Source organism: Polaromonas aquatica (genome assembly GCF_050626995.1).
Classification (GTDB): Bacteria; Pseudomonadota; Gammaproteobacteria; order Burkholderiales; family Burkholderiaceae_C; genus Polaromonas; species Polaromonas aquatica_A.
On the sequence record NZ_CP192467.1, the window covers coordinates 2,608,337 to 2,622,081 of the forward strand.

12 protein-coding genes are annotated in these 13,745 nt (G+C 61.3%); 9 read left to right on the forward strand and 3 right to left on the reverse strand.

Annotated features, from left to right (window positions below):
- The first annotated feature begins 277 nt into the window (after positions 1–277).
- The 3 genes from ACQ4MS_RS12430 to ACQ4MS_RS12440 are packed head-to-tail and all read left to right on the forward strand — an operon-like array spanning position 278 to position 3,475.
- Positions 278–934, forward strand: coding sequence for a GbsR/MarR family transcriptional regulator (locus ACQ4MS_RS12430; RefSeq protein ID WP_431094896.1), 657 nt, complete (start codon positions 278–280; stop codon positions 932–934).
- Positions 935–936: 2 nt separating this feature from the next.
- Positions 937–2,451, forward strand: coding sequence for a cytochrome ubiquinol oxidase subunit I (locus ACQ4MS_RS12435; RefSeq protein WP_431094898.1), 1,515 nt, complete (start codon positions 937–939; stop codon positions 2,449–2,451).
- Entirely contained in the window at positions 2,444–3,475 is a 1,032-nt protein-coding gene (locus tag ACQ4MS_RS12440; protein ID WP_431094900.1) for a cytochrome d ubiquinol oxidase subunit II, read from the forward strand. The genes ACQ4MS_RS12435 and ACQ4MS_RS12440 overlap by 8 nt, the downstream gene beginning before the upstream one ends.
- A gap of 325 nt (positions 3,476–3,800) precedes the next feature.
- On the opposite strand, the gene ACQ4MS_RS12445 is transcribed toward ACQ4MS_RS12440, so the two are convergent.
- From ACQ4MS_RS12445 to ACQ4MS_RS12455, 3 genes are all read right to left on the reverse strand, one after another.
- Positions 3,801–5,873 (reverse strand): protein kinase domain-containing protein, encoded by a 2,073-nt coding sequence (locus ACQ4MS_RS12445; RefSeq protein ID WP_431094902.1) that lies wholly within the window; start codon positions 5,871–5,873, stop codon positions 3,801–3,803.
- Positions 5,870–7,786: a PAS domain-containing sensor histidine kinase gene (locus ACQ4MS_RS12450; RefSeq protein WP_431094904.1), complete on the reverse strand. Its 1,917-nt coding sequence runs from the start codon at positions 7,784–7,786 to the stop codon at positions 5,870–5,872. The genes ACQ4MS_RS12445 and ACQ4MS_RS12450 overlap by 4 nt, the downstream gene beginning before the upstream one ends.
- A gap of 379 nt (positions 7,787–8,165) precedes the next feature.
- Entirely contained in the window at positions 8,166–9,161 is a 996-nt protein-coding gene (locus tag ACQ4MS_RS12455) for a 23S rRNA (adenine(2030)-N(6))-methyltransferase RlmJ (RefSeq protein WP_431094906.1), read from the reverse strand.
- Between the two features lie 219 nt (positions 9,162–9,380).
- Here ACQ4MS_RS12455 and rplM point away from each other — a divergent pair, with 219 nt between their 5' ends.
- The 6 genes from rplM to mdtD all read left to right on the forward strand — a co-directional run bounded on the left by rplM (position 9,381) and on the right by mdtD (position 13,666).
- The gene (gene rplM / locus ACQ4MS_RS12460; RefSeq protein WP_431094908.1) at positions 9,381–9,809 is read left to right on the forward strand and encodes a 50S ribosomal protein L13; all 429 of its coding nucleotides are present in this window, start codon (positions 9,381–9,383) and stop codon (positions 9,807–9,809) included.
- A gap of 10 nt (positions 9,810–9,819) precedes the next feature.
- Positions 9,820–10,212: a 30S ribosomal protein S9 gene (gene rpsI, locus ACQ4MS_RS12465; protein WP_341908585.1), complete on the forward strand. Its 393-nt coding sequence runs from the start codon at positions 9,820–9,822 to the stop codon at positions 10,210–10,212.
- 230 nt (positions 10,213–10,442) lie between these two features.
- Positions 10,443–11,150 (forward strand): DUF6776 family protein, encoded by a 708-nt coding sequence (locus ACQ4MS_RS12470; protein WP_431094911.1) that lies wholly within the window; start codon positions 10,443–10,445, stop codon positions 11,148–11,150.
- A gap of 56 nt (positions 11,151–11,206) precedes the next feature.
- Positions 11,207–11,608: a bactofilin family protein gene (locus ACQ4MS_RS12475; RefSeq protein WP_431094913.1), complete on the forward strand. Its 402-nt coding sequence runs from the start codon at positions 11,207–11,209 to the stop codon at positions 11,606–11,608.
- 167 nt (positions 11,609–11,775) lie between these two features.
- Positions 11,776–12,141 (forward strand): iron-sulfur cluster insertion protein ErpA, encoded by a 366-nt coding sequence (erpA, locus tag ACQ4MS_RS12480; protein ID WP_122955163.1) that lies wholly within the window; start codon positions 11,776–11,778, stop codon positions 12,139–12,141.
- Between the two features lie 103 nt (positions 12,142–12,244).
- A complete protein-coding gene (mdtD, locus tag ACQ4MS_RS12485; protein ID WP_431094915.1) occupies positions 12,245–13,666 on the forward strand; it encodes a multidrug transporter subunit MdtD in 1,422 nt (473 codons plus the stop codon).
- The last annotated feature ends 79 nt before the right edge of the window (positions 13,667–13,745 follow it).

Sequence of the window (13,745 nt, forward strand, 5' to 3'; positions counted from 1 at the left end):
GACGCTTCCGGACCCGCTTTTGACGCTGTTGGGGCTTTTTATGCATGAAATTGGCTTATGCCCCAATGAAAACGGGCACAAGAAGCTATGAATTTGATAGCAACCTGACGATTGGCCCGATGGCGTCGCCGACACAGACCCGTGCCGCGTCAGGTCAGCATTCGACGGATTCATCTGGCTTCACCCGGCTGCACACAGGGGTAATCCGATCACCAGCGTAAATCGTTTCAATTTATTAGAATTTCAGTAATTCCTGAAAATTCAATAAACTCACCTCATGAACCTAGCCCCTCTGACCCAGCGTTTTGTTCTCCATTTCGGTGAAATGGGCAGCCGTTGGGGCATCAACCGCACTGTGGGGCAGATTTATGCCTTGCTCTACGTCTCACCGCGGGCCCTGAATGCCGATGAAATTGGCGAAGCACTGGCGTTTTCGCGGTCTAACGTCAGCATGGGGCTGAAGGAACTGCAGTCGTGGAACCTGGTGCGGCTGCAGCACCTGCCGAACGACCGTCGCGAGTATTTCAGTGCGCCGGAAGACGTCTGGGCGATCTTCCGCACGCTGGCCGAAGAACGCCGCAAACGCGAGATTGACCCGACGCTTTCGATGCTGCGCGATGCGCTGATGGAACACCCGGCCAACCAGGACGACATCCACGCCCAGGCGCGCATGAAGCAGATGCACGATCTGATCGAGCTGATGACGGGCTGGCTGGCCGACGTGCAGAAGATGGATTCGGCGACGCTGATGAGTCTCATGAAAATGGGGGCCAAGGTGCAGAAGCTGCTGGAGGTGAAAGACAAGGTCGCCAGCACCATGAAGGCCGGTTTGACAGGCCGCAGCGCATCCAGCAAAGTGGAGGCGAGGCCTTCCGGTGAGCTTCCCGCCCCCGCAGCACCCGCTTCCAACCTTCCCGACGAGAACAGGAGTTGATGATGGACGGTTTAGACGCATTCCTGCTGGCCCGCATCCAGTTCGCGGCCAACATTACCTTCCACATCCTCTTTCCCACCATCAGCATCTCGCTGGGCTGGGTGCTGCTGTACTTCAAGCTGCGCTTCGTCAAAAGCCAGGATCAATACTGGATGGACGCCTACCAGTTCTGGGTGAAAATTTTTGCGCTGACCTTCGCGCTGGGCGTGGTCAGCGGGATCACCATGAGTTTCCAGTTCGGCACCAACTGGCCGGGCTACATGCAGAAGGTCGGCAACATCGCCGGGCCGTTGCTGGCGTATGAAGTGCTCACTGCCTTCTTCCTGGAGGCCACCATGCTGGGCGTGATGCTGTTTGCGCGCGAACGTGTGAGCGAAACCATGCACACCGTGGCCACGCTGCTGGTGGCGGGCGGCACCACGCTCTCGGCGTTCTGGATCCTGGCGCTCAACTCCTGGATGCAGACGCCCGCGGGCTTTGAAATGATCAACGGACAGGCGCATGTGACGAGCTGGCTCCAGGTGATCTTCAACCCGTCCTTTCCGTACCGCCTTACGCACATGTTGCTGGCCTCGGGTCTCACGGTGGCGTTTCTGGTGGCGGGTGTGTCGGCCTACCGCTGGTTGCGCGACGACCGCAGCGCTGAAGTCGTCGCGAGCCTGAAGACCGGCATCTATATGGCGGCCATGCTGATTCCGCTGCAGATCATCGCGGGTGATTTGCATGGCCTGAACACGATGGAGCACCAGCCGGCCAAGCTGGCGGCGATGGAAGGCATCTGGAAGACGGAGAAAGGCGTGCCCGCCATTCTGTTTGCCTTGCCGGACGAGAAGGCCAAAGAGAACCGCTATGAAATCGGGGTTCCCAAGCTGGCCTCGCTGTATCTCACGCATTCGCTGGATGGAGAGGTCAAAGGCCTGGACCAGTTCGAGGGCAAGCACCCCCCCGTGGCGCCGGTGTTCTGGGCCTTCCGCATCATGGTGGGTGTGGGCATATTGATGCTGGCCGTGAGTTGGGCCAGTGTGCTGCGGCTTGCCCCATGGAAGAAATATGCCCCCATGCTTCCCGCTTCGCGTGGTTCGCTGCCCCCCCAGGCCCCGGCTGAAATGGAGGGCGCCGTGCCTGTTGCTTCGGACAAGTCGCTGGCGCCTGTTGCACGTGAACTGACGGTGTGGCACGCGCGGCTGCTGGTCGCCATGACATTCTCCGGCTGGATCGCGCTGGTCGCCGGCTGGTATGTGACCGAAATTGGCCGCCAGCCCTGGCTGGTGACGGGCGTACTGACGACGGTGGAGGCTGCCTCCACGGTGCCCGCGCCGCGCATCGCGCTCACGCTCGCGATGTACCTTGTGTTGTATGCGGTGTTGCTGGTGTCTTATGTATCGGTGGTGTTCTACCTTGCGCGGCACAGAAAGCACGCGGACAAGCCATTCGGAGACGACGACACCGCCGGCGAGACTGAAAAGGAACTCAACGTCGTGAACTACCCCGAAAAGGAAGGAGCACCCCATGCTTGACCTTGCCCCTGACCTGACGCAAGCCGCCGGCTGGATGCCTATCGTTTTCCTTGTGGTGATGGGCCTGGCGATGCTGGCCTATGTGATTCTGGACGGCTACGACCTGGGTGTGGGCGTGCTGATGCGCCGCGCCAGTGACGACGACAAGGACACCATGATCGCCAGCATCGGGCCCTTCTGGGACGCCAACGAGACCTGGCTGGTATTGGGTGTCGGTATTTTGCTCACGGTGTTCCCCCTGGCGCATGGCGTCATATTGGGTGCGCTGTATTTGCCGGTGGCCTTCATGCTGATCGGCCTTACTTTGCGCGGCGTGGCGTTTGACTTCCGCGTGAAGGCGCGTGCCAGCCACAAACCGTTGTGGAACCGGATGTTCTATACGGGCTCGCTGCTGGCGAGCTGGTCGCAGGGTTATATGCTGGGTTCACTGATCACGGGGTTTGCGACGACCTGGTGGACCATCGCGTTCAACGCCGTCATCGGCGCAGCACTGGTGGCGGCGTACTGCCTGCTGGGCGCCGGCTGGCTCATCATCAAGTCCGAAGGTGAGCTGCAGCTGCGCGCGGTGCGCTGGGCGCGAGGCAGCTTGTGGTTCACCATGGCGGGTGTCGCCGCGATCTCGATCGCCACGCCCCTCGTCAGCCCGACGATTTTTGCCAAGTGGTTTTCCTTTCCCAACATCGTGCTGCTGTTGCCGATCCCGGCGGCCACGGCGGTACTGTTCGGCGTGATCTTCCGCAGCCTGCAACGTTTGCCGGTGCGTCTGTCGCAGAGCAATGAGTACGGCGCCTGGGTGCCCTTTGGCGCGACAGTGGGCGTGTTCTTGCTGGCCTTTTACGGCTTGGCCTACAGCCTCTTCCCGTGGCTGGTGATCGACAAACTGACGATCTGGCAATCGGCCAGCGCCCCCGAGGCCATGGGCGTGATCCTGGCCGGTGCCGCGGTGGTGTTGCCGATGATCATCGGCTACACGGTATTCGCTTACCGCGTGTTCTGGGGAAAGAGCACGGCATTGCGGTATTAGCCCCCACGCAGGATATGGCCCCCACGGTCGCTCACTTCGTGTAGCTCCCTGCCCCCCGAGGGGGCCGCTGCGCCTGCGGCCCGGCAAAGCCGAAAAATTGGCACACCCCTATCGGGCTCACTGTGTGTAGCCCTTTTCCCCCTTGCAGGGGACGGTGCCTGTGGCCCGGCAAAGCCGGTTCCGCGGCACCCCTGGCTTGAAGAGTCCGGTGGGCGTAACTAACGGGGTATTCCACCAGTGGGGGCCGAGGGTCCGGCTTTGCCGGCCCCAGGCGCCGCCCCCTGAAAGGGGGGAACGGGCTACACGAAGTGAGCCTGGACGGGGGTTATAGACTAATTTCAGGCGCAGGTGCGATGGATTCGAGTTCAAGCAAAAAGGCTTCGGCGGATTCGTAGCGGTGCTCGGGATTTTTGGCCATCAGTTTGTTGACGACGCCCTGCAGTTCGGCGTGCACTTCGGGCAGCGCGGGGGTGTCGGCATTCAGGTGTTTGGCCAGCAGCAGCTCGAGCGACTCGGCGATGTAGGGCCGCCGGTTGGCCAGCATTTCAAACAGCATGACGCCCAGGCTGTAGAGGTCTGACTGGGCCGTTACCTTGCGGCCGGTGGCTTGCTCGGGGCTCATGTAATAGGGCGTTCCGACGACGTCGCCATGATGGGTCTGGGTCAGGCCCATGCTCGGGGTCTGCAGCATCGATTTGGCGATCCCGAAATCGGCCAGCGCCACACTGCCATCGCCGCGCAGCATGACGTTCTCCGGCTTGATGTCCCGGTGGACGATGCCGTGCGCATGGATGGCCGACAACGCCTGGGCGACTTCGCGCGCCACGGTCAGCGCCTCTGACCGGGCCAGATTGGGGCCGAACAGGCTGCGCAGGTCGCCGCGTTCGAAGTATTCCATCGCGATGTAGGCATGCTCGTCCGTGAAACCCTGGTCATAGATCTTGATCACGTGTGGATGGTCGATCTTGCAGAGCAGGGCGTACTCCTGGATGAAACGCACCAGGTGTTCCGACGCTTCCTTGCCGCGGGAGTCCAGTACCTTGAGCACGATTGGCAGGCCGTCGGATTCGCGCTCGCTCAGGTAGACCTCGGTCATGCCGCCCGCGCCGATCTTGCGGGTGATGCGGTAGCCCTTGAGGCGGACGGGCTCGCTGCTGGCGTCAAAACGCAGGTCTTTCAGCGCTGAGAGTTTGGCGTCCAGTGCGCCCTTGACCGCGCGTGCGGTGATGTCTGAGTTCGCGCGCACGGCGTCGCTGATTTCGCTGGCGCGCTCGGTCAGGCTGGCCATGCCGTGGATCTTGTCTTCCATGGTGGTGACCAGGCCCGTGACCTCGGCCACATCAATGGCGAGGTTGCGTCCGGGCAGTGTGAGCGAAGTGTGGATGCCGGTCTGGATGCCGGTACCGGCCTCGGCCAGCGTGTGCTCGCTGGCCATCACAGTCCAGCCTTTTTCTTCGGTGGCGTCTTCCAGCCGCGAGGCCAGCGTCACGGTGTCGCCCACGGGCGTGAGTTCCTTGGTCTGCTGTGTGCCGAGCTGGCACAGCGTGACGGGGCCGCCGTGAATGCCGATACCCATGGCAAACGGCGGCAGCGCGCGGCCGCCAAAGCGCTGCTCCAGCCAGTCGCGGAACTCATGCGTGGCCAGTGCCATGGCGAGCGCTGCGGAAATGGCGCGGCGCGGAGCCGGCAGCGGCGAACCGGTGAGGGTGTCGACAAACACCGCCATCAGTCCGTCGCCAACGAACTTGATGTGCCGCCCGCTGTTTTTCAGCACGGGCTCGGAGATGCGCTCAAAATATTCGGTGAGCAGTTGCGACACCTCCGCGGCATTGAGTTTTTCAGCCAGCGAGGTGAAGTTGCGGATGCTGGCCACCAGCACGGTGGCATTGGCCAGTTCCTCGGTTTGCGCGCTGGCGGGAATGTCGACCGGTACGCTGTCGGGGCGGCCGCCGCTGATACGGCTGGCGAATGCCGCGCGCAGGCGCTCCTCGCCGGCGGCCACGCCCGAGTCGATGGCTTCGCGCACGCGTTCTTTTTTCTTCAGCTGGGCGTTGACAGCGTCCAGCAGTTCGGCGCGGCTGAACGGTTTGGACAGATAGTCATCGGCGCCGGCAGTCATGCCGCGCCGCATGCTTTCGCGGTCGTCCAGTGCAGTCAGCAGCATGAATGGGGTGTTAACCAGGAGCGGGTCGGAGCGCACAGCCGCCAGCAATTCAAAGCCGTTCATGCCGGGCATGCCGACGTCGGAAACGATCAGGTCGGGCCGGCCGGTGCGGGCCTGCTCAAGGCCCTGCCGTCCGTCCGCCGCCGCAACGGTTTCGAAGCCTTCAAGCTTGAGCAGCCGCACGATGTTGTTGCGGATGGCGTCGTCGTCCTCAACGATCAGGATCTGGGTCATGGGTTTCCTCGGGAAATGGGCAGGCTGATCGTGAAGCGGGTGCCTGCCCCTGGGATGCTTGACACGTCGATTTTGCCGTGGTGCAGGTCGACGGCGTGTTTCACAATGGACAGCCCCAATCCGGAGCCCTGGCGATTGCCCACGTTGGAGCCGCGGTGAAAGCTTTCGAACAGGCGCGGCAGGTCTGTCGAGGGGATGCCGATCCCTTCGTCGCTGACTTGCAGGATCAGGTGGTCCCCGGCTTCGTCCTGCCGGCGGTCCAGCGTCAGCACCACCACGCTGCCGGCCGGCGAATACTTGCAGGCGTTGGCCAGCAGGTTGCTGGCGATGTGCCGGACCAGCCGTTCATCGAGCATGACCAGCTGCGAAAAGGTGTCGTGACCGATAGGGGCTTCAAACTCGATCGCATGCTGGCCCGCGTCGCTGGTGTGAACTTCCGTCACGAGCTTGCGGCACAGGGCCGCGATATCCAGCGGCTTCAGGTTGAGCTTGAGTTTGCCGGCGTCGGCCTGTCCGACCGTAAGCATGTCCTCGAGCATCCCCTGCATGCGTTTGACCGCAACGACCAGGTCGGCCATGATGTCCTGGCGCTCGCGGTGCGTGATTTTTTCACCGTAATGCTCGATCAGCTCGGCTGACGAAAGAATGGTCGCAAGCGGCGTGCGGAATTCATGCGAGGCCATGGACACAAAGCGTGTCTTGAGCTCGCCGAGTTCGCGTTCGCGCGCCAGCGCCCGACGGGTTTCCTCGTCGGCCTCCTTGCGCCGCGTGATGTCCACATAGGTCCACACGGAGCCTTCTTCAGGCCGGCCACGGTCCAGCGCCGAGCCGTCCAGCTGCACCCAGATCAGTTCGCCGTTCTTGCGGCGCATGCGCGCTTCGGCCGAGAACAGGCCGGTTTGCATGATCTGCGCGTAGGCCAGCGCGCCCAGGCGCTCGAACTCTTCGTCGTCGGGGTAATGCACCCGGGTTTCCTGGCCCAGCAGCTCGGCCGGGCTGTAGCCCAGCATCGCGGCCAGCGTGCGGTTGAGCCATTGGTGGCGCCGCGCCTTCAGGAAGGTGACACCGACGGCGGTGGTCTCCAGGATGGCTTCGCGCTGCACCAGCGCGCTCTTGAGTTCTTCGTCCAGCCGGCGGCGTTCGCTGATGTCGGACATGAGCACCAGCAGGGCGGGTTCACCGTCCCACTCAATGCGCGTGCCGTAGATGCTGGCCCAGCCGGTGCGAAGGTCCGGCGCCATGGTTTCGCGCGGTGGCGAGATGAAGCGTGCCTCGTATGCGCTGACCAGGGTGCCTGACTGCATGAGTTCGCGCTGGCGCTGCATCGTGCCGCGATCGTCGGGGTGGATCAGGTGCAGCGACGGCAGGCCGATGAGCGTATGGCCGAACATGGCCTGGGCGCTGGTATTGGAAAAGCGCACGATGCCTTTTTGCACCACGAGGATGGCATCGTTGACGTTTTCCACCACCGCCCGGTATCGCTCGGCAGCGGAGCGTGTCAGGGCCTCGAGCCTTTTGCGCTCGGTGATGTCCTTCAGAAAAAACAGATCCGCCGGCGCGCCCTCCCAGTCCACCAGCACGCCATTGATTTCCACCCAGGAAATCGTGCCGTCGTCGCGCTGGAACCGGGCCTCAAAGGCGGGGACGACTTTACCGGCTGCACGCAGCTGGTGCTTGCCGGAAACAAAGTCGCGGTCTTCCGGGTGGATGAATTCGATCATCGGCCGGTCGGCCATGGTGGCGGCCGCTGTACCCAGCAGGGCCAGGCACGGCGGATTGGCGAAGCGGAGCAGGCCGTCCTGGCCCACGCAGATGTTTTCGGTCGCCAGGTCGACCATGGTCTGGTAACGCGCCAGCGACGCGCTCAGTTCATGGGTGCGAAGGGCCACCTGGCGCGCGATCTCTTCCTCCATACTTCCTGTTGCCGCCCCTTTGACTGCCTCTTTCTTGTTTGTGCCTTTGCGCGGGGCCCTGGCTGCCTTTGCGCCTGCGCGCGGCCCGCGGCCTGGCGTGTCCGGGAGGACTAACGGTAAAGGTTGAGCCTGGGCGGGCATGAGTGGAGGTTGGAGGTGGAGCGCCGTTGAAGCTGGAAGGCTGGGGAGGGGCAAAGTGGTAAGGCGCAAACTCAGGAGGCGACCGGGCAACCTTGCCACAACTCGCTGCGGCGGTAAAGACAGGAAAGCATGGACGCACAACACGGGCAAAACATGGGCACAAACGGCTGGCGTGCCCGGTGGGCCGTGCAGGATTGGGGGCTGAGCTCCTGCTGGCTGCACTGCCGCCGCTGAAGCCCTAGCCGCCGTGCTCCAACGTGAAGCCCGCATTACGGTCCTGCCCCAGCAAGGCGACCATCTGCGGCAAGGCTGCCTGCAGTTCTGCTTTCAGTGTGTGAGGGGGATTAATGACAAACATACCGCTGGCGGGAAGGCCGGGGCGAATAACCTCTCCGCTGGTATCTGTTGTTAATTTGCTCGATTTCACCGTTAAAGTGGCATTCAGCCAGCTGCGGCTGGCCTTGACGGCCAGTGTTTTGAGCTTCCGCGGCAAATCATGGGCTTCAGGACGTGGAATGATGGGGTACCAGACCACATAGGTGCCGGTGGCAAAACGTTTGACGGCGTCGGCCATGCAAGTCGCGACACGCCCGTAGTCGCTCTTCATTTCATAGCTCGGATCGCACAGCACCATGGCGCGGCGGGCCGGCGGCGGCAGGAAGGTTTTCAGGGCTTCAAAGCCGTCCTCACGGGCAACAGCCACCTGGCGGCCCACACCCAGTTGCTCGATGTTGCCGGAAAGCGACTTGTAGTCGGTCGGGTGCAGTTCAAACAGCTTGAGCTTGTCACGCCCGCTCAGGAACTGCTGCTCGATGAACGGCGAGCCCGGGTAGATCTTCAGGTGCGCGACGTCACCGGTTTCGGCGAACTGGGGGTTCAGCCCGCGCAGGATGCCGATGTAGTCCTGCAGGGCCGGCGCCCAGCCTGCTGCGGCGGTACTGGCTGGTTTGGCGGCGGCAGGTTTTGCTACAGTTTTAGGAGCTGCTTGTGCCCGAGGTGCTTGGGCTGGAGGCGCTTTTGGTTCTGAAAGTAGCCGGAAAACGCCCTCCTGGGCTTCGCCGCTGGTCTCGGTGTAGTCGCCGTCCAGGCGGTAAAGGCCGGCACCCGCATGGGTGTCGATCACGGTCAGGGCCGTGTCTTTCTGGGTCAAATACTTCATCAACGCGATCAGCGTTGTGTGCTTGAGCACGTCGGCATGGTTGCCTGCGTGGAAGGCGTGGCGATAGGAAAACATGGGGCTATCGTACCTTCTGGACGGGGAAGTAAGGCATTTTTGGGCCTCAATATTGACGCAAGTCCTTGATTTTTCATATAATCGTGGGCTCTGCAGCGCCTAGTGGTTCCGCGGCAGAGGAGCAATAACACTGCTTAACCATACTGCCTAAGAGGTTCTCATCAGAAGAACACCGACCGCAGAAAAGAACCCGACAAACCATTTTTCGAAAGAAAACTCATGAAAACGTTCAGCGCAAAACCCGCTGACGTGACGCACGAGTGGTTTGTGATTGACGCGACCGACAAGGTCCTCGGACGAGTAGCCAGCGAAGTTGCTCTCCGTTTGCGCGGCAAACACAAGGCCATTTATACGCCTCACGTCGATACCGGTGACTTCATCGTCATCATCAATGCAGCCCAGCTGCGCGTCACCGGCGCCAAGTCGACTGACAAAATCTACTATCGCCATTCCGGATATCCAGGCGGCATCACTGCCACCAGCTTCCGCGACATGCAAGCCAAACACCCCGGCCGCGCTTTGGAAAAAGCCGTCAAGGGCATGCTGCCCAAGGGTCCGCTCGGCTACGCCATGATCAAGAAACTCAAGGTGTACGGTGGTGCAGAGCACCCGCATACCGCCCAACAGCCTAAAGTGCTGGACATCTAAGGAGCCATTGATGATTGGTGAATGGAACAATGGCACCGGCCGTCGCAAATCCAGCGTCGCCCGTGTGTTTATCAAAAAAGGCACCGGCAAGATCACGATCAATGACCGTGACATCCAGGTGTTCTTCGGTCGTGAAACCTCGATCATGATCTGCCGCCAGCCCCTGTTTCTGACGAACCACGTCGAGACGTTTGACATCATGGTCAACGTCCACGGCGGCGGCGAGTCCGGCCAGGCCGGCGCAGTGCGCCACGGTATCACCCGTGCGCTGATCGATTACGACGCAAGCCTGAAGCCGGCCCTGAGCCAGGCTGGCTTTGTGACCCGCGATGCACGTGAAGTCGAACGTAAAAAAGTCGGTTTCCGTTCAGCTCGCCGTCGCAAGCAGTTCAGCAAGCGCTAAGTCGACATTTAGCCGCTTTCGCTGTTCCCAAAAAGCCGCCTGGTTCGCCTGGCGGCTTTTTTCATGGGCGCGGCTTTTGTGTGACGCCCGCAACGCCCTGTCAATGCTTTGTAAGCGTTTAGTTTTCCTGATGCAAAGCCTTACCCGGCTTTACGGCTGAATTGGCTCTTATCGAAGATGTCTGAGTGCACAATGCACCTCCTTGAACCGAAAACTGCAGGGCCTTCGATTTGAAATTTCGCCTGTTTCGCCGCCGCCTGACGATCAGCTCCCCGCGCATGTCGGTTCGCAGTTCACTCCCCTGGCCTTTACGGTGGATTGCCGGCGCCCTGATGCTGGGGTTTTCCGCTGCCGTCGCCATGTGGGCCTTTGAATTCGGGACGGGAATCGCCGGCGTGGATACGGGCGACAAGGAAGAGTTGATCCTGCTCCGGCAGGAAATAGCCAGCCTGCGCGAGGACCGCGACAAGGCCCAGTCCATCGCCAATACCTCTGGGAGCCTGCTGACCGCGGAAAAGGCCGTGCGGGAAAAGATGATGAGCCAGATCCGCCAGCTGGAGAGCGACAACCGCAGCCTGCGCGACGATCTGGGCTTTTTTGAGAAACTTTTGCCGGCTGGAAGCGCCGAAGTCGCCTCCATCCGCAGCCTCCAGGCCGAGGTTCTATCGGAAACCCAGCTCAAGTGGCAGGTATTGGTCATCCAGGCCGTGAAAGGCGCCCCGAATTTCAACGGAAAACTGGACCTGACGGTGCATGGCACCCAGGCCGGGAAGCCCTGGGTGATGACTTTGCCCGGTGGACCGCAAACTTTACAGTTCAAACAGTATCACCGTGTGGAAGGTGTCCTCGACTTGCCCCCCCAAGCCGTGGTACAAACAGTTACAGCTAAGGTTATCGAGGGGACTGCGATCAGATCTTCCCAGACCTTTAAGCTCTGAATTTCCCCCCAGTCCTTCCCATCCACCGTCACGCCGACCCAGCACAGGAATCTTGTATGTTTGGAAAGAAAAAGCAGCCGCCCATCAAAAGCCTGATTGCCCAGGGTAGCTGCATTGAGGGCAACCTGAAATTCACCGACGGCCTGCGAATCGACGGTGAAGTGATCGGCGATATCCGCGCTGCCGAAGGCAGTGCCAGCATTCTGGTGATCAGCGAGTCCGCCACGGTGACCGGTCATATCCATGCGGACCACGTGATCATCAACGGCCGCGTCATGGGCCCCGTGCATGCGTCCGAGCTGCTGGAGCTGCAGCCCAAGGCCAAAATCGAGGGTGATGTGTCTTACAAGGCGCTTGAAATGCACCAGGGCGCCGTCATCTTTGGGCAGTTACGCGCGACAAGCCATGCGGAGCTGGAAGAAAAACCCACGCTCAAGCTGGCTGCCAACAATATCTGAGTGGAGCGAAGAATTGTGAGAGTGGGCGCTCACAATTTCGCTCGGCGCCTAACACGCATGGGCGTTATGGTTGATTGAATTGCTGTACTATTTGCCCATAAGTGCCATCAGAGCCCTTGAACGCCTGGAATCGCGAACCTGATTCGCCTTAAGTATTGGAGTCCCCCATGAGTGCAGTTGCCGAAAATATCCAGACCGAAATGCCCGCGCCTTTTGTCTTCACCGACAGCGCCGCATCCAAGGTCGCTGAGTTGATCGCCGAAGAAGGCAACCCAGACCTGAAGCTGCGCGTGTTTGTGCAGGGTGGCGGCTGCTCGGGTTTCCAGTACGGTTTCACCTTTGATGAAATCACCAACGAAGACGACACCACCATGACCAAGAATGGTGTCTCGCTGCTGATCGACGCGATGAGCTACCAGTACCTGGTGGGCGCGGAAATCGACTACAAGGACGACCTCGAAGGCGCCCAGTTCGTCATCAAAAACCCGAACGCTACCAGCACCTGCGGCTGCGGATCCAGCTTCTCGGCCTGAGGTTTTCCTGACGTCCCGCTTCAAAAGCCGCCCTTGAGGCGGCTTTTTGCTGCGCGTTGATTTAAACGGGCGAGCCAAGTTCTTCCATTCGCATCACTCATCCATGCAGGCAGAAGAAAAATCATTGCGCATGCTGCTGTGGCTGGTGGCCATCGGCTTTTTCATGCAGACGTTGGACGCCACCATCGTCAACACCACCTTGCCGGCCATGGCGCGCAGCTTCGGCGAAAGCCCGCTGCGCATGCAGTCTGTGGTGGTGGCGTACTCACTGACCATGGCGATGTTGATTCCGGCGTCGGGCTGGATCGCTGATCGCTTCGGCACGCGGCGGGTGTATGTGGCGGCGATCTCGCTGTTCGTCATGGGCTCCATTGCGTGCGCGCTCTCCGCCAACCTGATGCAGCTGGTCGCGGCACGTGTGGTGCAGGGAATGGGCGGTGCGCTGCTTTTGCCGGTGGGCCGGCTGGCTGTGCTGCGGGCTTTTCCGCGTGAGCGCTTCTTGCAGGCCATGAGCTTTATTGCCATCCCTGGCCTGGTCGGCCCGCTGATCGGCCCCACGCTGGGCGGCTGGCTGGTCGAGGTGGCGACCTGGCACTGGGTGTTCCTGATCAACATCCCGGTCGGACTGCTGGGCGGGGTGGCCACGGTGCTCTACATGCAGGACAACCCGCGGCCGAAAATGCCGCGCTTTGACCTGCCGGGTTATCTCTTGCTGGCCTTCGGCATGGTGGCGGTGTCGCTGGCGGTCGATGGGCTGTCGGGCCTTGGCCTGAAGCAGGCCAGTGTGCTGGTGTTGCTCGTGTTTGGCATGGCCAGTCTCACGGCGTACTGGTTACACGCGGCGAAACGGCCCGACCCGTTGTTTTCGCCGAAGCTTTTCTCGATTCCTACGCTCAGCATCGGCTTGCTGGGAAATCTGTTCTCGCGGCTCGGCAGCTCGTGCATGCCTTTCCTGGTGCCGCTTGTGCTGCAGGTCAGCCTGGATTACTCCCCGCTGCAGGCCGGGATGATGATGGTTCCGGTTGCCGTGGCCAGCATGCTGGTCAAGCGTGTCACTACGCCGCTGATTACACGCTACGGCCACCGCCGCGTGCTGGTGACCAACACCGCGCTGGTGGGACTGACGATGGCGAGTTTTGCGTTCATTACACCGGCTCAGCCGCTGTGGCTTCACATCCTGCAACTGGCGTGTTTTGGCGCAGTCAATTCCATGCAATTTACGGCGATGAACACCGTGACCCTGCGCGACCTGGACAGCACCATGGCCAGCAGCGGCAACAGTTTGCTGTCGATGGTGCAGATGCTGGCCATGAGCATGGGCGTAGCTGCTGCCGGCGCTGTGCTGGCAGCCTTCACCGGTATCTTCGGCAGCGGCGAGGCGGTGCAGACGCTGCATTCCTTCCAGGCGACATTTGCCGCGATGGGGCTGATCACGCTCGCATCTGCGGGGATCTTCTGGCAGTTGTCGCCGGAGGTGAGGGTGGTGAAGAAAGCCGAGGCTACCGAGGCTTCGGGGCAGGGCTAAGGCAGGTGCTCCCGGCTGATCCTGCCGGGTCGCTTGCACGGCACGAATGCTATCAAATTAATAGCTGCTCGCGCAGATT